The sequence below is a fragment of the Mycoplana rhizolycopersici genome, from assembly GCF_013378445.1.
Taxonomy (GTDB): domain Bacteria; phylum Pseudomonadota; class Alphaproteobacteria; order Rhizobiales; family Rhizobiaceae; genus Mycoplana; species Mycoplana rhizolycopersici.
Genome location: NZ_JABXYK010000006.1, coordinates 1 through 19,322 on the forward strand (window position 1 = coordinate 1; position 19,322 = coordinate 19,322).

23 protein-coding genes are annotated in these 19,322 nt (G+C 63.0%); 9 read left to right on the forward strand and 14 right to left on the reverse strand.

The genetic code is table 11. The features are described from left to right. On the reverse strand, positions 1–727 hold a 727-nt coding region (locus tag HV823_RS10960; protein ID WP_176949769.1), incomplete at its 3' end, for an NADP-dependent isocitrate dehydrogenase. A 286-nt stretch (positions 728–1,013) separates the two neighbouring features. Between HV823_RS10960 and HV823_RS10965 the strand changes: the two genes are divergently transcribed. The 4 genes from HV823_RS10965 to HV823_RS10980 all read left to right on the forward strand — a co-directional run bounded on the left by HV823_RS10965 (position 1,014) and on the right by HV823_RS10980 (position 4,986). After that, positions 1,014–1,619 carry a hypothetical protein gene (locus HV823_RS10965; protein WP_176949770.1) on the forward strand — a complete coding sequence of 202 codons (606 nt, stop codon included), beginning with the start codon at positions 1,014–1,016 and terminating at the stop codon, positions 1,617–1,619. Positions 1,620–1,725: 106 nt separating this feature from the next. After that, entirely contained in the window at positions 1,726–2,559 is an 834-nt protein-coding gene (locus tag HV823_RS10970; protein WP_176949771.1) for an RNA methyltransferase, read from the forward strand. After that, positions 2,546–3,334 (forward strand): glutamate racemase, encoded by a 789-nt coding sequence (gene murI / locus HV823_RS10975; protein ID WP_176949772.1) that lies wholly within the window; start codon positions 2,546–2,548, stop codon positions 3,332–3,334. Before HV823_RS10970 ends, murI begins: the two co-directional genes overlap by 14 nt. A gap of 137 nt (positions 3,335–3,471) precedes the next feature. Next, entirely contained in the window at positions 3,472–4,986 is a 1,515-nt protein-coding gene (locus tag HV823_RS10980) for a helicase HerA domain-containing protein (protein ID WP_176949773.1), read from the forward strand. A gap of 3 nt (positions 4,987–4,989) precedes the next feature. On the opposite strand, the gene HV823_RS10985 is transcribed toward HV823_RS10980, so the two are convergent. After that, a complete protein-coding gene (locus HV823_RS10985; RefSeq protein ID WP_176949774.1) occupies positions 4,990–5,982 on the reverse strand; it encodes a TerC family protein in 993 nt (330 codons plus the stop codon). Between the two features lie 336 nt (positions 5,983–6,318). On the opposite strand from HV823_RS10985, the gene rpsD reads away from it, so the two are divergent. The 4 genes from rpsD to HV823_RS11005 all read left to right on the forward strand — a co-directional run bounded on the left by rpsD (position 6,319) and on the right by HV823_RS11005 (position 9,693). Further along, positions 6,319–6,936, forward strand: a complete 618-nt coding sequence (gene rpsD, locus HV823_RS10990) for a 30S ribosomal protein S4 (protein ID WP_176949775.1) — start codon at positions 6,319–6,321, stop codon at positions 6,934–6,936. Positions 6,937–7,024: 88 nt separating this feature from the next. After that, positions 7,025–7,954 carry a glutaminase gene (locus HV823_RS10995; RefSeq protein WP_176949776.1) on the forward strand — a complete coding sequence of 310 codons (930 nt, stop codon included), beginning with the start codon at positions 7,025–7,027 and terminating at the stop codon, positions 7,952–7,954. Between the two features lie 55 nt (positions 7,955–8,009). After that, complete coding sequence (gene ttcA, locus HV823_RS11000; RefSeq protein WP_176949777.1) at positions 8,010–8,882, forward strand: tRNA 2-thiocytidine(32) synthetase TtcA; 873 nt, start codon at positions 8,010–8,012, stop codon at positions 8,880–8,882. Beyond that, positions 8,866–9,693, forward strand: coding sequence for an inositol monophosphatase family protein (locus HV823_RS11005; protein WP_176949778.1), 828 nt, complete (start codon positions 8,866–8,868; stop codon positions 9,691–9,693). Before ttcA ends, HV823_RS11005 begins: the two co-directional genes overlap by 17 nt. A 75-nt stretch (positions 9,694–9,768) precedes the next feature. Here HV823_RS11005 and HV823_RS11010 read toward each other — a convergent pair whose 3' ends face one another. The 11 genes from HV823_RS11010 to purC form a co-directional block, all read right to left on the reverse strand. After that, positions 9,769–10,977: a multidrug effflux MFS transporter gene (locus HV823_RS11010; RefSeq protein ID WP_176950072.1), complete on the reverse strand. Its 1,209-nt coding sequence runs from the start codon at positions 10,975–10,977 to the stop codon at positions 9,769–9,771. 121 nt (positions 10,978–11,098) lie between these two features. Next, positions 11,099–11,434 (reverse strand): Grx4 family monothiol glutaredoxin, encoded by a 336-nt coding sequence (gene grxD, locus HV823_RS11015; protein WP_097140950.1) that lies wholly within the window; start codon positions 11,432–11,434, stop codon positions 11,099–11,101. A 121-nt stretch (positions 11,435–11,555) separates the two neighbouring features. After that, the gene (locus HV823_RS11020; RefSeq protein ID WP_176949779.1) at positions 11,556–11,825 is read right to left on the reverse strand and encodes a hypothetical protein; all 270 of its coding nucleotides are present in this window, start codon (positions 11,823–11,825) and stop codon (positions 11,556–11,558) included. A gap of 9 nt (positions 11,826–11,834) precedes the next feature. Then, entirely contained in the window at positions 11,835–12,068 is a 234-nt protein-coding gene (locus tag HV823_RS11025; protein ID WP_097140948.1) for a BolA/IbaG family iron-sulfur metabolism protein, read from the reverse strand. A 20-nt stretch (positions 12,069–12,088) separates the two neighbouring features. Beyond that, positions 12,089–14,326 carry a phosphoribosylformylglycinamidine synthase subunit PurL gene (purL, locus tag HV823_RS11030; protein WP_176949780.1) on the reverse strand — a complete coding sequence of 746 codons (2,238 nt, stop codon included), beginning with the start codon at positions 14,324–14,326 and terminating at the stop codon, positions 12,089–12,091. Between the two features lie 109 nt (positions 14,327–14,435). Further along, a complete protein-coding gene (arsC, locus tag HV823_RS11035) occupies positions 14,436–14,804 on the reverse strand; it encodes an arsenate reductase (glutaredoxin) (RefSeq protein ID WP_343051850.1) in 369 nt (122 codons plus the stop codon). A gap of 61 nt (positions 14,805–14,865) precedes the next feature. Next, a complete protein-coding gene (locus tag HV823_RS11040) occupies positions 14,866–15,267 on the reverse strand; it encodes a hypothetical protein (protein WP_176949781.1) in 402 nt (133 codons plus the stop codon). A 48-nt stretch (positions 15,268–15,315) separates the two neighbouring features. Next, positions 15,316–15,990, reverse strand: a complete 675-nt coding sequence (purQ, locus tag HV823_RS11045) for a phosphoribosylformylglycinamidine synthase subunit PurQ (RefSeq protein WP_176949782.1) — start codon at positions 15,988–15,990, stop codon at positions 15,316–15,318. Beyond that, entirely contained in the window at positions 15,987–16,244 is a 258-nt protein-coding gene (locus tag HV823_RS11050; RefSeq protein ID WP_176949783.1) for a hypothetical protein, read from the reverse strand. The genes purQ and HV823_RS11050 overlap by 4 nt, the downstream gene beginning before the upstream one ends. A gap of 18 nt (positions 16,245–16,262) precedes the next feature. Next, a complete protein-coding gene (gene purS / locus HV823_RS11055; RefSeq protein ID WP_176949784.1) occupies positions 16,263–16,505 on the reverse strand; it encodes a phosphoribosylformylglycinamidine synthase subunit PurS in 243 nt (80 codons plus the stop codon). Between the two features lie 65 nt (positions 16,506–16,570). Beyond that, complete coding sequence (purC, locus tag HV823_RS11060; protein ID WP_097140942.1) at positions 16,571–17,335, reverse strand: phosphoribosylaminoimidazolesuccinocarboxamide synthase; 765 nt, start codon at positions 17,333–17,335, stop codon at positions 16,571–16,573. Between the two features lie 232 nt (positions 17,336–17,567). Between purC and HV823_RS11065 the strand changes: the two genes are divergently transcribed. Beyond that, positions 17,568–17,882, forward strand: a complete 315-nt coding sequence (locus tag HV823_RS11065) for a DUF1476 domain-containing protein (protein WP_176949785.1) — start codon at positions 17,568–17,570, stop codon at positions 17,880–17,882. 90 nt (positions 17,883–17,972) lie between these two features. Here HV823_RS11065 and purB read toward each other — a convergent pair whose 3' ends face one another. Next, entirely contained in the window at positions 17,973–19,280 is a 1,308-nt protein-coding gene (purB, locus tag HV823_RS11070; RefSeq protein ID WP_176949786.1) for an adenylosuccinate lyase, read from the reverse strand. Positions 19,281–19,322 lie beyond the last annotated feature (42 nt).

A 19,322-nucleotide genomic window follows, 5' to 3' on the forward strand; every position in this document is an offset into this window, starting at 1 on the left:
AGATCTTCGCTTCCTTGAACTTTTCGGCGAACTCGGCGTCGAAGACCTCCTGGAAGATGTCCTTGAAGCGGCCGTCATAGACCTTGAGGATGGTGTTCTTGGTCGAGAGATAGACCGGCACCTTGCGTTGCAGGCCGTAGTTGAACGAGGCGCGGGCGAATTCGGTGATCGAATCGTCGAGGTTGTACATGCCCATGGCGACACCGGCAGACGGCGCGTCGAAGACGTCGTATTCGATTTCCTTGCCGTCCTCGCCGACGAACTTCATCGTAAGCTTGCCCTTGCCGGGGAACTTGAAGTCGGTGGCGCGGTACTGGTCGCCGAAGGCGTGGCGGCCGACGATGATCGGCTTGGTCCAGCCGGGCACGAGGCGCGGAACGTTCTTGCAGATGATCGGCTCGCGGAAGATGACGCCGCCGAGGATGTTGCGGATCGTGCCGTTCGGCGACTTCCACATCTTCTTCAGCTTGAACTCCTCGACGCGGCCTTCGTCCGGGGTGATCGTCGCGCACTTGACGCCGACGCCGTACTGCTTGATGGCGTTGGCAGCGTCGACGGTTATCTGATCGTCCGTCGCATCCCGGTTCTCGACGCTGAGGTCGTAATACTTCAGGTCGATGTCGAGGTAGGGGTGGATCAGCTTTTCCTTGATGAACTGCCAGATGATGCGGGTCATCTCGTCGCCGTCGAGCTCGACGACCGGATTTGCGACCTTGATCTTAGCCATGAAATTCCTCGCTGCCTGATGGGGGCGGACTGCCCCGTTTCGTGAAAGGACGGATCGTGTGCGCCTATAGCATCGCGCGTGCGCAAGGCAAAGGCAGCGCGGCCCGCGCAGGGATTATTTTCCATTTCGCCATGGCTTCGACTATGGTCCGCGCCGCCTCATGCCGGCTGCGTCGCGAATTGATTCGCGTTGCCGGAATTTGTCCCAATTGACGCTGTTAGGCTTGGCGCGTGACGAACACGATAGGGCCTACCGGCCCGATAGCCGACCTGCTCGGGAGACGACCATGATACGAATGAGCCTTGCTGCCGCCCTTTTCGCCCTGCCGTCGTTGGCCGTCGCGGCCGACGCAACCGCGCCGGTGCGCGAAATCATGGACGTGGCGACGAAAAACTGGGCCGACGTGGCCGACGACAACGCGACGCCGCCTGATTATGTCGATTACTTCGACGACACCTTCCTTTCGCGGCTTTACAGCAAGGATTTTGTTACGAAATATCGGGACGCCGCCAAATACCCGGTCTTCGAGGACAGCGGCTCGCCGTTCGACTACGACGTCATCGCGATGGGGCAGGACGGCTGCTCCTTCAAGGATCTGAAGATCGAGGCGCAGCCGCCCGTCAACGGCATGACCGTGGTCAAGACGACGTTCGACAACACCTACTGCTTCGGCGAACGTGAACCGGACTGGAAGCCGTCGGAAGTCGATTTCAACGTCATCGATGAAGACGGCCGCGCGGTGATCGACGATATTCTTCGTCCGCAGGATGGCGATCCGGGCTCGCTGAAGGCGGAGATGCAGGAGATCAGCACCGAAGGGGCCTCCATGCCGCAGGATGGCGGCGGTGAGGAAGGTGCCGGCCCGAACGGCGCAACGCAGGATGGTCAGTAGGCTTCTGCGAGGAAGGTGGCAGCGATGCCGTTGCACTGCACACCTTCTCATTTCGCGCCATTTGTGCCAGTGAGGCCTTAAACCGGCACGAAGGATTGAAGACGGCATGGCGGGTACGAACAGCGAGCGGCAACTGATTGCGGAGGGACCGGCGATCATCCTGGTCCACCCGCAACTCGGCGAAAACATCGGCATGGTGGCGCGCGCCATGGCCAATTTCGGCCTTGCCGAACTGCGGCTCGTCAATCCGCGCGACGGCTGGCCCAGCGAGAAGGCGATCTCGGCGGCGAGCAAGGCCGACCATGTGATCGCGGCGACGAAGGTGTTTTCCTCGCTGGAGGCGGCGGTCGCCGACCTCAACTTCGTCTATGCGACGACGGCACGCGACCGCTACGGCTACAAGGAAGTGCGCTCGCCGGTGGTGGCTGCCGAGACGCTGAGGACGCGGTTCCGGGCCGGGGAGGCGACCGGCATTCTGTTCGGACGCGAACGCACCGGGCTGACCAACGAGGAAATCGCGCTTGCCGACGAACTCGTCACCTTTCCCGTCAATCCCGCCTTCGCCTCGCTCAATCTGGCGCAGGCCGTGCTCCTGATGAGCTACGAATGGATGAAGACGGGTATGGGCTCGCTCGAGGAAACCGCCTTTTCCGCCCTGCCGCAACGGCCGGCGCAGAAGGACGAACTGCAGGGCCTGTTCGACCATGTGGAGGAGGCGCTGGATGCGCGCGGCTACTTCCGCCCCGCCGCCAAAAAGCCGAAATTGATAGAAAACCTGCGTTCCGCTCTTACCCGTCCCTCTTTCACCGGTTCGGAAATCCAGGTCTTGCGCGGCATCATCTCCTGTCTCGATCGTTTCACACGGGACGCCCCGCGCGGCACCCCATCGCCAAACCGCACCCGCAACAGAAGGCCGAAGGCCGCGCGTGACGACGAATAGCCCCAAGCCCATACTGGTCTTCGACAGCGGCATCGGCGGGCTGACGGTGCTGCGCGAGGCGCGCGTGATGATGCCGGAGCGCCACTTCACCTATGTCGCCGACGACGCCGGTTTTCCCTATGGCGGCTGGGAGGAGGAGGCGCTGAAGAAGCGGGTCGTCTCGCTGTTCGACAAGCTTCTTGCGCAGCACGACCCGGAAGTCTGCATCATCGCCTGCAACACCGCCTTCACGCTGGCCGGCGCGGATCTGCGCGCGGCCTTTCCGCAGATGCGCTTCGTCGGCACGGTGCCTGCGATCAAGCCGGCGGCTGAACGCACCCGCTCTGGCCTCGTTTCCGTGCTTGCGACCCCCGGGACGGTCAGGCGCGCCTATACGCGCGACCTGATCCAGTCCTTCGCCAGCCAGTGTCATGTGCGGCTGGTGGGCTCGGAGAACCTCGCGCGCATGGCCGAAGCCTATATTCGCGGCGAAACGCTTTCGGACGAGGCGGTCCTTTCCGAGATCGCGCAGTGCTTTATCGAGCAGGACGGCCGCAAGACCGACATCGTCGTGCTTGCCTGCACGCATTATCCGTTCATGGCCAACCTTTTTCGCAGGCTGGCGCCGTGGCCGGTGGACTGGCTGGATCCCGCCGAGGCGATCGCCCGCCAGGCGCGGCGGCTGGTGCCGGCGCTCGAAGCCATTGCGCCCGGCGAGGATGTTGCCGTGTTCACCTCCGGCAATCCCGATTTTTCGACGCGGCGGCTGATGCAGGGCTTCGGGCTGCGGGTGTAGTTTCGCGCCGCTGGCCAAACCTTCCTGTGGGTTTTGTATTTTGGGGTCCCCGCAGGCGCAGTCTTTCATGCTAGGTCTTCGCCGTTTTTCCCGGCCACGCGCGCCGGACGAATCGTTTGGTTGGGCACGAGGGTCGCATGAAGGTCGGCATCGACATGGGAACGGCGCAGGGCGGCGCGCCGGCCGCGCTCGATATCGAGGAGTTGCTTGCGACCCGTCTTCTCGTCCAGGGCAATTCCGGCTCGGGCAAGTCGCACCTGTTGCGGCGACTGCTGGAGCAGTCGGCGCCGTGGGTGCAGCAGTGCATCATCGATCCCGAGGGTGATTTCGTCACGCTGGCCGACAAGTTCGGCCACATCGTCGTAGAGGGCGAGCGCACCGATGCCGAACTGGTCGGCATCGCCACCCGTATCCGCCAGCACCGCGTCTCCTGCGTCCTGTCGCTGGAGGGGCTGGAGGTGGAGCAGCAGATGCGCACCGCCGGCATCTTCCTCAACGCTATGTTCGACGCCGACCGCGACTACTGGTATCCCGTGCTCGTCGTGGTCGACGAGGCGCAGATGTTCGCGCCCTCGGTTGCCGGCGACGTCGGCGAGGAGGCGCGCAAGCTTTCGCTCGGCGCCATGACCAACCTGATGTGCCGCGGGCGAAAGCGAGGCCTTGCCGGCGTGATCGCCACCCAGCGCCTTGCGAAGCTCGCCAAGAATGTCGCCGCCGAAGCCTCCAACTTCCTGATGGGGCGCACCTTTCTTGACATCGACATGGCACGCGCGGCCGACCTGCTGGGCATGGACCGCCGGCAGGCGGAGATGTTCCGCGACCTGAAGCGCGGCTCCTTCGTCGCACTCGGCCCGGCCCTGTCGCGCCGGCCGCTTGCAGTGACGATCGGTGCGGTCGAGACCTCGGCCCGCTCGACCAGCCCGAAACTGATGCCGCTGCCGGAAGCGCCGGAGGATGTCGCCGACCTGATCTTCACGCCGGATCCGGAGGAATTCACGCGTCCGATCTTGCGCCGCGCCCCGCCGCAGCCGCGGCCGACGACCGACATCCTCGCCGAATTGTCACGCGCGCGGCCCGAACCCGTCGCGGTCGAGACCGCCCGGCCCGCGGTCCCCGAAATGCCTGCCGAAGAGCGCGAGGCGATGCTCGATCATGTGCTGGCCGAGATCCTCGACAATCCGGGAGCTGCCTTCCGGGCGGATGCCGAACTGTTCCAGGACTTCCTCGTGCGCTGCCGCATTCGTCGCGTGCCTGGCGCGCCGTTGTCGCTTCCTGCATTCCGTCGCAAGATGGCGGTGGCCCGCTCCGGCGTCGATGCCGAGACGGCGGCCACCGAGGTCTGGCAGACCGCGCTCGACCTCTCCCGCCAGGTGAGCGAGGACCTGCAGGGCGTATTCCTGCTGGTCGCGCAATCGGCGGTACGCGGGCTTGCCTGCCCGTCGGATGCGATGATCGCGCGCGCTTACGGCACGCATTCGGCCCGTCGCGCGCGCCGGCTGCTCGGCTATTTCGAGGAGCAGGGGCTCGTCGTCGTCCACAGCGATATCGCGGGGCACCGCATCGTCGCCTTCCCGGATCTCGCCTGCGAAACGGCGCCGGGCGATCCGAACGCGTCGGACCCCGGCGCCGATTCCCGCGACGCCGCCGAGTAGGGTTTAGGCGTCTTCCGTCAGCGGCTTTGCCTCCTCGTTGCGGGTGGCCCAAAGCGAGCCGACGATGCCGGCGGCAAGGATCGCGACGGTGACCCCAAGGGAGATCATCGGCGGGATCTTCGCAAGACCCAGCATGTCGGCGACGAAGATCTTCGAGCCGATGAAGATCAGTACGGTCGCCAGCGCATATTTCAGATAGGCGAAGCGGTGGATCAGGGCGGAGAGCGCGAAGTAGAGCGCACGCAGTCCGAGGATCGCGAAGATATTCGACGTATAGACGATGAACGGATCGGTGGTGATTGCGAAGATTGCCGGGATCGAATCGACGGCGAAAACGAGGTCGGCGAACTCGACCAGCACCAATGCCAGCAGGAGCGGTGTGACGAAGGTGCGCAGACGGCCTGTTTTCTCGTCGACCTGGCGGACGAGGAAGCGATCGCCGTGCAGCCGGTCGGTAACGGGAAGGCGGCGGCGCAGCAACTTCAGCAGCGGGTTGTTGGCGACGTCATAGGCCTCCTCGGACGAGAAGAGCATCTTGATGCCGGTGAAGACGAGGAAGGCGGCGAAAAGGTAAAGCACCCAGCCGTAGTTCTCGACGACGGCCGCACCCGCTCCGATCATGATGCCGCGCAGCACGATGACGCCGAGGATGCCGTAGAGCAGCACGCGGTGCTGGTAGTGCCTCGGAATGGCGAAATAGCCGAAGATCATCGCGATGACGAAGATGTTGTCCATCGCGAGGCTCTTTTCGACCACGAAGCCGGTCAGATACTCGATGCCGGCCTGCTGGCCGGATTGGAGCCAGACGAAACCGCCGAAGGCGAGGCCGAGCGCGATGTAGAAGGCGGAGAGAAGAAGGCTCTCACGTATGCCGATCTCCTTGTTTTCCTTGTGGAGAACCCCGAGATCGAGAGCGAGGAGGGCAAGGACAATCGCCAGGAAGGAGAGCCACATCCAAACGGCGGTCCCCTGGAAGTCGTGCATAAGAAAATCCATGAAAGGGTTTCCTACGCCGGATATGTTGATGTTTGCAGCTCCGACATCACGGGTCATCCGGCTTCACACGTCAGAGGGGCCCGGTGCTGCGTGAGCCGGCAGATAGGGGCGGGGGTTTCGGTCCGCAAGATGCGTTGACATTCTTGTGAAAACGTCCTACAGACCCGCCCAACGCCGGGCAGCGATGCCCGGTGTTTCATTTGACATGTCCCGTGGTTTTTCCGGTCGCGTATCGTGAGGAACCTGTCAGAAAGCCGAAAACGGCATTCAGAGGAGGGCGTGTTTCCTTGATCCGGATTGGTAACGATCCGGTGTAACACTATGAAAGGAAATGCGATGAGCAAGCGCGCTTCATCCAAGTACAAAATTGACCGCCGTATGGGCGAAAATATCTGGGGTCGTCCGAAGTCCCCGGTCAACCGCCGCGAATACGGCCCGGGCCAGCACGGCCAGCGCCGCAAGTCCAAGCTTTCCGACTTCGGCGTGCAGCTGCGCGCCAAGCAGAAGCTGAAGGGCTACTACGGCGACCTGCGCGAAAAGCAGTTCCGCGCCACCTACGAGGAAGCCAACCGCCGCAAGGGCGACACCGGCGAGAACCTGATCGGCCTGCTCGAGTCGCGTCTGGACGCGATCGTCTACCGCGCCAAGTTCGTTCCGACGGTCTTCGCTGCCCGCCAGTTCGTCAACCACGGCCACGTCAAGGTCAACGGCGTCCGCGTCAACATCGGTTCCTACCGCTGCAAGGCCGGCGATGTCATCGAAGTCCGCGAGAAGTCCAAGCAGCTCGTTACGGTTCTGGAATCGGTCGGCCTCGCCGAGCGTGACGTTCCGGACTACATCGAAGTCGACCACAACAAGATGGTTGCGACCTTCGCACGCGTTCCGGGCCTCTCTGACGTACCGTACCCGGTCGTCATGGAACCGAACCTGGTCGTCGAATTCTATTCGCGCTAATTTCGGCCAAAAGCCTGTCGAATGCGAAAGCCGCCCCGAAACGGGCGGCTTTTTTGTCATACGGAATCTGAATTCGGAGGATTGCCGCATGCCGGACCTGCAGACGATCGTCGGCGAAATACATCGCGAGCTGTCGCCGCGCTTCGGCGAAGGGCGCGTGGCGGATTACATTCCGCAACTGGCAAGGGTCCGGTCGGACCGGTTCGGAATTGCGGTGCAGACGGTCGACGGCGACGTCCATCTTGCGGGCGACGCGGACGTTTCCTTCTCCATCCAGAGCATCTCGAAGGTGTTCACGCTGACGATCGCGCTCGGCAAGCTCGGCGACGCGATCTGGAAGCGGGTGGGGCGGGAGCCTTCCGGCACTGCCTTCAATTCGATCGTGCAGCTGGAGCGTGAGGCGGGCATTCCGCGCAATCCCTTCATCAATGCCGGTGCGCTTGCCATCACCGATCTTCTGCTTGCCGGCCATCCGCCGAAGGAGGCCATCGGCGAGATCCTGCGGTTCGTGCGCTATCTCGCCGACGACGAGGACATCGTCATCGATCACGAGGTGGCCAGGTCGGAGGCGGCGACGGGATACCGTAACGCCGCGCTTGCGAATTTCATGCGCTCGTTCGACCGGCTGAACCATCCCGTCGAGCATGTGCTCGGCGTCTATTTCCACCAGTGCGCCATCGCCATGAGCTGCCGGCAGCTTGCGCGCGCCGGTCTTTATCTCGCCGCCGGCGGCAGCAATCCGCTGACCGGTTATCGCGTAGTCTCGCGCCTGCGCGCGCGCCGCATCAACGCACTGATGCTGACCTGCGGCCATTACGACGGATCTGGCGATTTCGCCTATCACGTTGGCCTTCCGGGCAAGAGCGGTGTGGGCGGGGGCATCCTTGCCATCGCGCCCGGCAAGGCCTCCATTGCGGTCTGGTCGCCGGGATTGAACGAGGTCGGCAACTCCGCGCTTGGCACGGTCGCGCTGGAGATGCTGGCGGCGCGCACAGGCTGGTCGGTTTTTGGCGCTTGATTGTCGCGCCCGTTCGGGGCATTCCAACCCGGACGACTTAACGACGGAAGCTTTGATGACGCTCGCGCTCAGGACCGAGGAAGACGCCGACGATGGCGGCCCGCGCCACCCGCTGTTTTCCGATGCGCCCTCGTCGGTCTCCTTCAACAAGCTGCGCAAAAGGCTCCTGCGGCAGGTGCGGCAGGCGATCGACGACTTTGACATGCTGAAGGGGCAGAAGCGCTGGCTAATCGGCGTCTCCGGCGGCAAGGACAGCTACAGCCTTTTGGCTTTGCTGATGGATCTGAAATGGCGGGGGCTCCTGCCGGTGGAGCTGATCGCCTGCAATCTCGACCAGGGCCAGCCGAATTTTCCAAAGCACGTGCTGCCGGACTATCTTTCCTCGATCGGGGTCGAACACCGGATTGAGTATCGCGACACCTATTCGATCGTGAAGGAAAAAGTGCCGCAGGGGGCGACCTACTGCTCGCTCTGCTCGCGGCTCAGGCGCGGCAATCTCTATCGCATCGCCCGCGAGGAGGGCTGCGACGCGCTGGTGCTCGGCCATCACCGGGAGGACATCCTCGAGACCTTCTTCATGAATTTCTTCCATGGCGGCCGACTGGCCGCGATGCCAGCGAAGCTTCTCAACGACGACGGCGACCTGATGGTGCTCCGTCCGCTTGCCTATGCGGCAGAGGACGACCTTGCCAAGTTCGCCGCCGCCATGCGCTTTCCGATCATTCCCTGCGACCTGTGCGGCTCCCAGGACGGGCTGCAGCGCAATGCGATGAAGGCCATGCTGGCCGACATCGAGGCGCGTATGCCGGGGCGCAAGGACACCATGCTGCGGGCGCTGTCGCACGTGAACCCCTCGCATCTGCTCGATCCCAAGCTTTTCGATTTTTCCTCCCTTGCAACGGTAACTTCAAATGACGATCAACTTTGACATCAATGCGCTTGCGTTCCTGCTGAGTTCGGCAGCGGAAGCCGAGATCCGCCCGCGTTTCCGGGCGCTCGGAAAGGACGACATACGCGAAAAGACGAGTGCCATCGATCTTGTTACGGAGGCTGACGTTGCGGCGGAGCGCTTCATCAAGGCCGGCATGGATGCGGTGCTGCCGGGAGCGCTGTTCGTGGGCGAGGAGAGCGTGGCGGCCGATCCCTCGCTGTTGCGGAAACTTGCCGAGGCGGATCTTGCCGTCGTCGTGGACCCGATCGACGGGACCTTCAACTTCGCAGCGGGCGTACCGCTCTTCGGCGTCATGGCGTCGGTCGTCTCCGGCGGCGAGACGATCGCGGGCGTCATCTACGATCCGATGGGCGACGACTTCGTGCTGGCCGAAAAGGGAGCTGGCGCGTGGCAGACGGGCGGCCATCGTCCGGCCAGCCGGCTTAAGGCCGCCGCTGCGGTTCCGCTCGCCGAAATGACCGGCATGGCATCGACCGGGTTCCTGCCGGCGGACAAGCGCGCCGGGATCATGGCCAACCTCGCCAAGGTGGCATTCGCCTCGAACTACCGCTGCGCCGCGCACGAATACCGTACCTTTGCCGCAGGTCACGTCCATTATCTGATGTACAACAAGCTGATGCCCTGGGATCACCTGGGCGGCACGCTCATCAGTCAGGAAGCCGGCGCCTATGCCGCGCGCTTCGACGGCTCGCGCTACCTGCCGAGGCATGTCGAGGGCGGCCTTCTGATCGCGCCCGACAAGGACAGCTGGGAAATGATGCGCCGGGAAGTCTTCGTTCTCGATTGATCGACCTCACGCTTAACGCAAAAGGCCCGGACGAGCGATCGTCCGGGCCTTTTGCTATTGTCAGTTCGGCCGTCCTCAGGCCGCCTTGTTGTGCGGCTGGAACAGCTTGCCATGCTCGGCGATCAGAACGAATGCCAGGCCGATGACCGATAGCGTAAAGAAGCCCGTCACAAGCGGCAGGGCGGTGCCATTGTAGGCCTGGCCGATGATGCCGCCGATGACCGCGCCGCCGGCGGTGCCCATGAAGCCGAGGACGGAGGAGGCGGTGCCGGCGACGTGGCCCAGCGGCTCCATCGCCAGCGAATTGAAGTTCGAGCCGATCCAGCCGAACTGGAACATCGACAGCGCAAACAGCGTGATGAAGATCGGGAACGGCACGAGGTGGTTTGTCCAGGTCAGCGTCAGGACCAGCCACAACGCGTTGATGGCAAGGAAGCCCAGCAGCGCGCCGTGTGACAGCCGCCGCATGCCGAACTGGCCGACCAGCCTCGCATTGACGAAGGAGGAGAACGCCATGAAGGCCGCGACGCCCGCAAAGGCGACGGGAAACCAGACGCCCAGCTCATAGATGCCGACATAGATCTGCTGCGCCGAGTTGATGAAGCCGAACAGCGCGCCGAAGATGAAGGTGCTGGCAAGCGTGTAACAGAGTGCCACGCGATTGGTCAGCACGATGCGGAAGCCTTCGATGACCGAGGCCGGCGTGAACGGGCGCACGTCTTCCGGCGCCAGCGTCTCGGGCAGGCGCAGGTACATCCACGCGCCCACGACGGCCGCAATGACGCCCATGAAGATGAAGATCAGGTGCCAGTCGCCGAACAGCATGACGACCTGCCCCGTGCCGGGAGCCAGCACCGGCACGACCATGAAGACCATCATGATCAGCGACATTACCTCGGCCATGGCGCGACCGCCGAAAATGTCGCGGACGATCGAGATCGTGATGACGCGCATGGCGGCCGATCCGATCCCCTGGACGAAGCGCAGCGCCAGCAGCGCAGCGAAGGAGGGGACGACGACGGCGGCGAGCGCGGAAACGATGTAGATCGCCAACCCTACGAACATCGGCGTCCGACGTCCGAAGCGATCCGAAATCGGGCCGTAAAGAAGCTGGGCGAAGGCGAAGCCGATGAGATAGGCCGAGATGACGTACTGGCGATGGTTCTCGTTGGCAACGCCGAGGCTCGCGCCGATTTCCTGCAGGCCGGGCAGCATGATGTCGATCGCGAGCGCGTTCAGCGCCATCAGCATCGCCATCAGCGCGATGAATTCCCCCTTTCCCATGCCGTTCAGGCGCTGGGACGCTTCGGGTGAGATTGCTGTCATGATGAAAATCCAAAAATGAGAGAAGGCGCCGTCGGTAACGGCGCCTTGTAACAGTCTGATGATGTCATGCGGTTGACGCTCAGGCGGCGCCCTTCACCGCAATACCTTGTCCCTGAAGATGTGTTTGCAATTCGCCCGACTGGAACATCTCGCGGACGATATCACAGCCGCCGACGAATTCGCCCTTGACGTAGAGCTGCGGAATCGTCGGCCAGTTGGAATAGTCCTTGATGCCCTGGCGCAGATCGGCATCCGCCAGCACGTTGATGCCTTTGTAGTCGACGCCGACATAGTCGAGAATCTGCACGACCTGACCGGAGAAACCGCATTGCGGGAACTGCGGGGTGCCCTTCATGAAGAGCACGACGTCGTTGTTCTTGACTTCGTTGTCGATGAAATCGTGGATGCCACTCATAGTCCGAATCCTTTCCTGCCCGGATTCAAGGTCCGGACCGCGTTTGCCCTTAGATAACATGTGCGAGGCGATTTTCCATCACCCGCACGGAATTGATTCATCAATTGTGATGATGACGGGATCAGCCCCGGCTGCGCTGCTTGCTGCGGGCAGCCGCCGTTCTCCGCCGGCTGACCTGCTTTCGCGCGGGCTTGCTGCGAGCCGACTTGCTGGGCGTGGACCGGGGCTTTAGCGCCGCTTCGACGATGTCCGCGATCAGGCCGCCAGGCTTCGGCTTGGCGGCGCGCCGCCGCGTGCGCCGGGTGGTTTTCCTGACGCCGGTTTTCTTCAGCACTTCCTTCAAGGCACTGCTGACGACACCGGATACGAAATCCTCGATGACACCGGCCATGTGGATCGCCTACTCCGGCGCGGACGTCTGCAGGGCGAGGGCGTGCAGGACGCCCCCCATGTTTCCCTTGAGGGCGTTGTAGACCATCTGGTGCTGCTGAACGCGGGTCTTGCCGCGGAAGGCTTCCGCGACGACCTCTGCGGCATAGTGATCCCCATCGCCTGCCAGATCGCGGATCGTGACCTTGGCTCCGGGAATCCCGGCCTTGATCATGTCTTCGATTTCACCTGGTGCCATGGGCATAATGCGTGCTCCCTTTTGTTTTATTTGGCGGCAGCGGCTGCGTTGGAGCTGCCATCCATGAAGTCAGGGAACCACGATTCATGGGTGTCGCGCAATTGCTCAATCGACACCGCCAGAAGATCGTCGATGACGAGTTCACTGCCGCCGACCTTGCCCAGGCGGCGGAACGGGACGCCCGCACCTTCCGCATTGGCGCAGAGGAAGTTCGCCATGTCCGCGGGCATGGCGACGACGTAGCGTGCCTGGTCTTCGCCGAACAGCAGGGCATGCGCCGGGCCGTTGCAGTCCTTCAGGTTGACCTGCATGCCCTTGCCGGAGGCGATCGCCATTTCGGCAAGCGCAACTGCAAGGCCGCCCGAGGAAATGTCGTGGCAGGCGGAGAACTGGCCGTTGCGGATCGCCGAGCGGACGAAATCGCCGTTGCGGCGTTCCACCACGAGGTCGACTTCAGGCGCCGGGCCGTCGACGATGCCGAGAACGTCGCGCAGGTAGACCGACTGGCCGAGATGGCTGCCGTCGATGCCGATCAGCACGATCTCGTCGCCGTCCCTGGCGCCGCCGACCTTGGCCATCTTGGACCAGTCAGGCAGCAGGCCGACGCCGGCGATGGTCGGGGTGGGCAGGATCGCCACGCCGTTGGTTTCGTTGTAGAGCGAGACGTTGCCGGAAACGATCGGGAAATCGAGCGCACGGCAGGCTTCACCGATGCCTTTGATGGCCATGACGAACTGGCCCATGATGTCGGGCTTTTCGGGGTTGCCGAAGTTCAGGTTGTCGGTGGCCGCCAGCGGCTCGGCGCCGGTGGCGGTAATGTTGCGCCAGCATTCGGCAACCGCCTGCTTGCCGCCCTCGAAGGGGTCGGCCTCGACGTAGCGCGGGGTGACGTCGGAGGAGAAGGCGAGCGCCTTGCTCGGATGGCCCTCGACGCGCACGACACCGGCGTCGCCGCCCGGGATCTGCAGCGAGTTGCCCTGGATCAGCGTGTCGTACTGCTCGTAGACCCAGCGTCGGCTCGACTGGTTCGGCGAGCCGACGAGCTTCAGCAGAGCCAGGCCGTAATCGTTGGGCTCGGCGACCATGGACGCGGGCAGGGGGGACGGCTTGCCCGGCTCGCGCCAGGGGCGGTCGTATTCCGGTGCTTCGTCGCCAAGCTGCTTGATCGGCAGGTTTGCGACCTCTTCGCCCTGGTGCAGGATGCGGAAACGCAGGTCATCTGTGGTGTAGCCGACGATGGCGAAGTCGAGGCCCCACTTGACGAAGATCGCCTTGGCGACCTCTTCCTTCTCGGGCTCCAGAACCATGAGCATGCGCTCCTGGCTTTCCGAAAGCATCATCTCATAGGCCGTCATGTGGTCCTCGCGGACCGGCACGAGATCGAGGTTCAGCTCGATGCCGAGGTCGCCCTTTGCGCCCATTTCGACGGCCGAGCAGGTCAGGCCGGCCGCACCCATGTCCTGGATCGCGATGACGGCACCGGTCTGCATCAGTTCGAGGCAGGCTTCCAGCAGGCATTTTTCGGTGAAGGGGTCGCCGACCTGCACGGTCGGGCGCTTCTCTTCAATCGATTCGTCGAATTCGGCCGATGCCATCGTCGCGCCGCCCACGCCGTCGCGGCCGGTCTTGGCGCCGAGATAGACGACCGGCAGGCCCACGCCCTTGGCTTCGGAAAGGAAGATCGCGTCGGACTTTGCAAGGCCGGCGGCAAAGGCGTTGACGAGGATGTTGCCGTTGTAGCGCTCGTCGAATTCGACTTCGCCACCAACAGTCGGCACGCCGAAGGAATTGCCGTAGCCGCCGACGCCGGCAACGACGCCGGAGACGAGGTGGCGGGTCTTGGGATGATCCGGCGCGCCGAAGCGCAGCGCGTTCATGGCCGCGACCGGACGTGCGCCCATGGTGAAGACGTCGCGCAGGATGCCGCCGACGCCGGTGGCAGCACCCTGGTAGGGCTCGATGTAGGAGGGGTGGTTGTGGCTCTCCATCTTGAAGACGACGCAGTCGCCATCGTCGATGTCCACGACGCCGGCATTTTCGCCGGGACCCTGGATGACGCGCGGGCCCTTGGTCGGCAGCGTGCGCAGCCAGCGCTTGGATGACTTGTAAGAGCAGTGCTCGTTCCACATCGCCGAAAAGATACCAAGCTCGGTGAAGGTCGGCTCGCGACCGATCAGCGACAGAATGCGCTCATATTCATCCGGTTTCAGACCATGGGCGGCAATGAGCTCCGGGGTGATCGGGCGGCTGTTGGAGATGGTCATCGTCTCTCGTCTTGTCCGTGAATGGGGGCTTTGCGGTCTCTTTAGCGCATGAGCACGGACGGCGCGACAGGAAAATGCCCCCCGCCAACAACCTGCGATCCAAAGGAGGTCAGAGGATCTCGTCGACCCGCTCCACGGGACGGCACAGCCGTGCCCCCTTTGCGGATATGACGATGGGCCGTTCGATCAGGCTCGGATTGTCCAGCATGGCATCCATGATTTCTCGATCGGTGCGGGCGGGGTCAAGCAATGCGAGTTGTTTGGCCAGCGGTTCTTTCGTCCGCAGGATATCGCGGGGCTCGGCGCCCATCGAAACGAGGATGCCCAGAAGTTCCTCGCGGGTCGGCGGGTGTTTCAGATATTCGATGATTTCCGGCTCGGCGCCGGTGTCGCGAATTCTGGCCAGCGTGTTTCGGGAAGTGGAACAGCGGGGATTATGAAGGATCTGTATGGTCATGGTGGCCAGAAACGACGCCACCGCCGAAAGGTTCCGGCACGGCGATTTTTTCTTGAGATTATATGAACTTGTAGAAAGCGTGTCAGCTGCAGCCGGTTGCGCCAGCGGCCCAGCGCTTGACGTCGCTGGCAATGCGGGCCGAAACCGGTTCGTCCATCAGCGGGCCGAAGGCACTGAGCCGTGCCGGGTTTCCTTCCGCCTGGACGACGAGGAGGGGGCGCGATTCCGGCGAGCGCCGCGGGACGACCAGGATGCGCGGCTTACCCGAGAAGGAGTTCAGCTCGGGGGCGAGGCGATAGGTCTTGAAGGCTGCGTCGCCCGATTTGAACCAACAACCGTTGGCCCCCAGGGCGATGCGTTCCATCGTCGGCAAGGCTGCGGTATTTGCCTTCGGCGCCGGCGGCGTGGACTGGCAGGCGGCGAGGGATGCAGCGGCTGCGAGCGCAGCCGCGCAGGCGGCCTTTGAGAGGGCATGAGGGCGCATGAAGGGCCTTTCAGACGGGAACACGCGCCCCTGAATAGAGGCTTATGGTTAAGCGGCGATTACGTCGAGCGCGGAAGCGAAAAGGCCGCGTCCGTCCGAGCCGCCATGGGCCGCCTCGATGAGGTTTTCCGGGTGCGGCATCATGCCGAGCACGTTGCCCCGCTCGTTGATCACACCGGCGATGTCGTTCAGCGAGCCGTTCGGGTTCGTGCCCTCGGCGTAGCGGAACACCACCTGGCCGTTTCCTTCGATCCTCGCTGCCGTCTCCGCATCGGCGAAGAAATTCCCGTCGTGGTGGGCGACGGGGCAACGCAGGATCTGGCCCTTCTCATAGGCGCGGGTGAAATCCGTCTCGGCATTGGTCACTTCGAGCCGGATTTCCTTGCAGACGAACTTCAGCGAGGCATTGCGCATGAGCGCGCCCGGCAGCATTCCCGCTTCGAGGAGGATCTGGAAGCCGTTGCAGACGCCCAGCACCTTCACGCCGGCCTCTGCCTTCGCCTTGATCGCCTGCATGACCGGCATGCGCGCGGCAATCGCGCCGCAGCGCAGGTAGTCGCCGTAGGAGAAGCCACCGGGGATCACGATCAGGTCGACGTCGGCCGGGATCTCGGTCTCCGTCTGCCAGACGGTGACGGGCGCCTTGCCGCCGATCTTGGTGAGGGCCGCGATCATGTCGCGGTCACGGTTGAGGCCGGGGAGCTGGACGACTGCTGATTTCATGGGTGTGGCTCAAACTTTGCCTGGGCCTCGGCAAGCTCGCGCAATTCGAGGCGGTTTTCGATACGGTCGAGGCGGGTTTCGTGGCGGCCGAGCACGCCGTAGATGTTGTGAATGTCTTGCTGCATCGAAATCATCGTACCCCGCAGCGCACCCAGTTCCGCCTTTATTTCGGACTGTCCCTGCTTCAGGTTGTTGGTGTCAGCCTGAATCTTCTTCAGCAACTCAAACATCAACTCATTCGTGATCTCGGCCACCGCTGCCTCCTTCAACCATTAGGCGAGGGCGATAGTATAATTCTCGATAACCGTGTTTGCCAGAAGCTTCTCGCACATGTCCTTGAGCTCGGCTTCCGCCTTCGCCTTGTCGGCGGTCTGCAGTTCGAGATCGAAGACCTTGCCCTGACGGACGTGGCCGACGCCGTCGAAACCGAGGCTGCTGAGCGCGCCTTCGATCGCCTTGCCCTGCGGGTCGAGAACGCCGTTCTTCAGCGTCACCGTTACGCGTGCCTTGATCATGTGTTCCTCTTCAGTCGCTTTCCTATATGGCCACACGGGCCCGGCGGGAAAAGTCCCGCCCTTGATTACTTTACCAGAACCGGGCCAGTGCCCCGGATCGGCTCGTTCTCGTTGATGATGCCGAGACGGCGCGCCACTTCCTGGTAGGCCTCCAGCAGTCCGCCCATATCGCGGCGGAAGCGGTCCTTGTCCATCTTTTCCTGGGTGTTGACGTCCCACAGGCGGCAGCTGTCCGGCGAGATCTCGTCGGCGATGATGATGCGCATCATGTCGCCTTCGTAGAGGCGGCCGCATTCGATCTTGAAGTCGACGAGCTGGATGCCGACGCCGAGGAAGAGGCCGGAGAGGAAGTCGTTGACGCGGATGGCGAGCGCCATGATGTCGTCGAGTTCCTGGGGGCTTGCCCAGCCGAAGGCGGTGATGTGCTCTTCGGAAACGAGCGGATCCTCGAGGTTGTCGGCCTTGAAATAGAACTCGATGATCGAGCGCGGCAGAACGGTGCCTTCCTCGATGCCGAGGCGCTTGGACAGGGAGCCCGCGGCGACGTTGCGCACGACGACTTCCAGCGGAATGATCTCGACTTCCTTGATCAGCTGCTCACGCATGTTGAGGCGGCGGATAAAATGGGTCGGGATGCCCATCTTGTTGAGATGGGTGAAAAGATACTCGGAAATGCGGTTGTTCAGCACGCCCTTGCCGTCGATGACGTCATGCTTCTTCTTGTTGAAGGCGGTGGCGTCGTCCTTGAAGAACTGGATCAGCGTGCCCGGCTCAGGACCCTCGTAGAGAATCTTGGCCTTGCCTTCGTAGATACGGCGGCGACGGTTCATGGATTTTTCTCTGTAGTTGGCGCCCTTGGGTAGCGCATATATCAATTCTTCCCGGGTCCATAAACGAATTGTACCAGTTTAACAATCGGTCCGTCGATCGATCCCCTTATTTCCGGGCTTTCACGCAATCGGCATCGTGCGCCTGAAAACTTCACATTGCACTTTTGACAGGCTTTTGATTTATGGATCGTAGTCCCAACCGGAACAGATCCAAATATACGGGAGTCGAGACATGACCGCCATGCAAGATCGCGAAAAGGCCTTCGAAGCGAAATTCGCCAAGGACGAGGAGCTTCGCTTCAGGGCTGAGGCGCGGCGCAACAAGCTTCTGGGGCTTTGGGCCGCTCAGCTGCTCGGAAAGAGCGATGCCGAGGCCTATGCGAAGGAAGTCGTGGCGGCCGATTTCGAGGAAGCTGGTCACGAGGACGTCGTGCGCAAGGTCAAGGCCGACTTCGATGCGGCCGGTGTCGCCAAGAGCGAGGACGATATCCGTCTGCAGATGGTCGAGCTTCTCGGCGTCGCCATCGACCAGCTCCAGAAAGACTGACGGTCGACCGCATTTCGAAACGCCAGACAGAAAGGGCGCAGCCATGGCTGCGCCCTTTCTCATGCGATGCATACAATCGGACTTGCCGGATCAGGCCTCGCCGAAGACGCGCTTGAAGATCGTATCCACATGCTTGGTGTGGTAGCCAAGGTCGAACTTTTCGCGGATCTGCTCTTCGGAGAGGGCGGCCCGCACCTCCTGATCGGCCAGCAGCTCTTCAAGGAAGTCCTTGCCCTGTTCCCACACCTTCATGGCGTTGCGCTGGACGAGGCGGTAGCTGTCTTCGCGGGAAACGCCGGCCTGGGTAAGCGCGAGAAGCACGCGCTGCGAGTGAACAAGTCCGCGGAACTTGTTGAGATTCTTCTCCATATTCTCGGGATATACCACGAGCTTCTCGATGACGCCGGTGAGCCGGTTCAAGGCGAAGTCGAGGGTGACCGTCGTGTCCGGGCCGATGGCGCGCTCGACGCTCGAATGGCTGATGTCGCGCTCGTGCCAAAGGGCGACGTTCTCCATGGCCGGAACGACGGACATGCGAACGAGGCGGGCGAGACCTGTGAGGTTCTCGGTCAGCACGGGGTTGCGCTTGTGCGGCATGGCGGACGAGCCCTTCTGGCCGGGCGAGAAGAACTCCTCGGCTTCCAGAACCTCCGTGCGCTGCATGTGGCGGATCTCGATGGCGACGTTTTCGATCGAGGAGGCGATGACGCCGAGCGTTGCGAAGAACATCGCGTGGCGGTCGCGCGGGATGACCTGCGTGGAGACGGGCTCGGGCACGAGGCCGAGGGCGGCGCAGACATGCTCCTCGACGCGCGGGTCGATGTTGGCGAAGGTGCCGACGGCACCGGAAATCGCACCGGTTGCGATTTCAGAACGGGCTGCGACGAGGCGGGCGCGGTTGCGGTCCATCTCGGCATAGAAGCGGGCGAGCGTAAGGCCCATCGTCGTCGGTTCGGCGTGGATGCCGTGGCTGCGGCCGATGCGAACCGTGTCCTTGTGTTCGAATGCCCGGGCCTTGAGCGCGGCGAGAACACGGTCGAGGCCTGCCAGCAGGATGTCGGAGGCGCGCACGAGCTGGATGTTCAAGGTGGTGTCGAGCACGTCCGACGACGTCATGCCCTGGTGGACGAAGCGGGCGTCCGGACCGACGATCTCCGCCAGATGGGTGAGGAAGGCGATGACATCGTGCTTGGTGACGGCCTCGATCTCGTCGATGCGGGCCACGTCGAAGACGGCCTTGCCGCCCTTGTCCCAGATCGTCTTTGCCGCTTCCTTCGGGATGACGCCGAGTTCAGCCAGCGCATCGCAGGCATGCGCCTCGATCTCGAACCAGATGCGGAACTTCGTTTCGGGCGACCAGATGGCGACCATTTCCGGACGGGAATAGCGGGGGATCATAGGCTTTCTGCTTTCGTTGGAAGGGGCGTTGGCGCCCCTCTA

Excerpts from the sequence above, each read along its gene's own strand:
- HV823_RS11040 (WP_176949781.1), bottom strand. The coding sequence starts at position 15,267 with ATGCGCCCTCATGCCCTCTCAAAGGCCGCCTGCGCGGCTGCGCTCGCA.
- HV823_RS10985 (WP_176949774.1), bottom strand. The coding sequence starts at position 5,982 with ATGGATTTTCTTATGCACGACTTCCAGGGGACCGCCGTTTGGATGTGG.
- purL (WP_176949780.1), bottom strand. The coding sequence starts at position 14,326 with ATGACCATCTCCAACAGCCGCCCGATCACCCCGGAGCTCATTGCCGCC.
- grxD (WP_097140950.1), bottom strand. The coding sequence starts at position 11,434 with ATGAGTGGCATCCACGATTTCATCGACAACGAAGTCAAGAACAACGAC.
- HV823_RS10965 (WP_176949770.1), top strand. The coding sequence starts at position 1,014 with ATGATACGAATGAGCCTTGCTGCCGCCCTTTTCGCCCTGCCGTCGTTG.
- HV823_RS11065 (WP_176949785.1), top strand. The coding sequence starts at position 17,568 with ATGACCGCCATGCAAGATCGCGAAAAGGCCTTCGAAGCGAAATTCGCC.
- HV823_RS11010 (WP_176950072.1), bottom strand. The coding sequence starts at position 10,977 with ATGGGAAAGGGGGAATTCATCGCGCTGATGGCGATGCTGATGGCGCTG.
- HV823_RS10980 (WP_176949773.1), top strand. The coding sequence starts at position 3,472 with ATGAAGGTCGGCATCGACATGGGAACGGCGCAGGGCGGCGCGCCGGCC.
- HV823_RS10970 (WP_176949771.1), top strand. The coding sequence starts at position 1,726 with ATGGCGGGTACGAACAGCGAGCGGCAACTGATTGCGGAGGGACCGGCG.
- HV823_RS10995 (WP_176949776.1), top strand. The coding sequence starts at position 7,025 with ATGCCGGACCTGCAGACGATCGTCGGCGAAATACATCGCGAGCTGTCG.
- ttcA (WP_176949777.1), top strand. The coding sequence starts at position 8,010 with ATGACGCTCGCGCTCAGGACCGAGGAAGACGCCGACGATGGCGGCCCG.
- purB (WP_176949786.1), bottom strand. The coding sequence starts at position 19,280 with ATGATCCCCCGCTATTCCCGTCCGGAAATGGTCGCCATCTGGTCGCCC.
- purC (WP_097140942.1), bottom strand. The coding sequence starts at position 17,335 with ATGAACCGTCGCCGCCGTATCTACGAAGGCAAGGCCAAGATTCTCTAC.
- HV823_RS11020 (WP_176949779.1), bottom strand. The coding sequence starts at position 11,825 with ATGGCCGGTGTCATCGAGGATTTCGTATCCGGTGTCGTCAGCAGTGCC.
- purS (WP_176949784.1), bottom strand. The coding sequence starts at position 16,505 with ATGATCAAGGCACGCGTAACGGTGACGCTGAAGAACGGCGTTCTCGAC.
- purQ (WP_176949782.1), bottom strand. The coding sequence starts at position 15,990 with ATGAAATCAGCAGTCGTCCAGCTCCCCGGCCTCAACCGTGACCGCGAC.
- rpsD (WP_176949775.1), top strand. The coding sequence starts at position 6,319 with ATGAGCAAGCGCGCTTCATCCAAGTACAAAATTGACCGCCGTATGGGC.
- HV823_RS11005 (WP_176949778.1), top strand. The coding sequence starts at position 8,866 with ATGACGATCAACTTTGACATCAATGCGCTTGCGTTCCTGCTGAGTTCG.
- HV823_RS11025 (WP_097140948.1), bottom strand. The coding sequence starts at position 12,068 with ATGCCCATGGCACCAGGTGAAATCGAAGACATGATCAAGGCCGGGATT.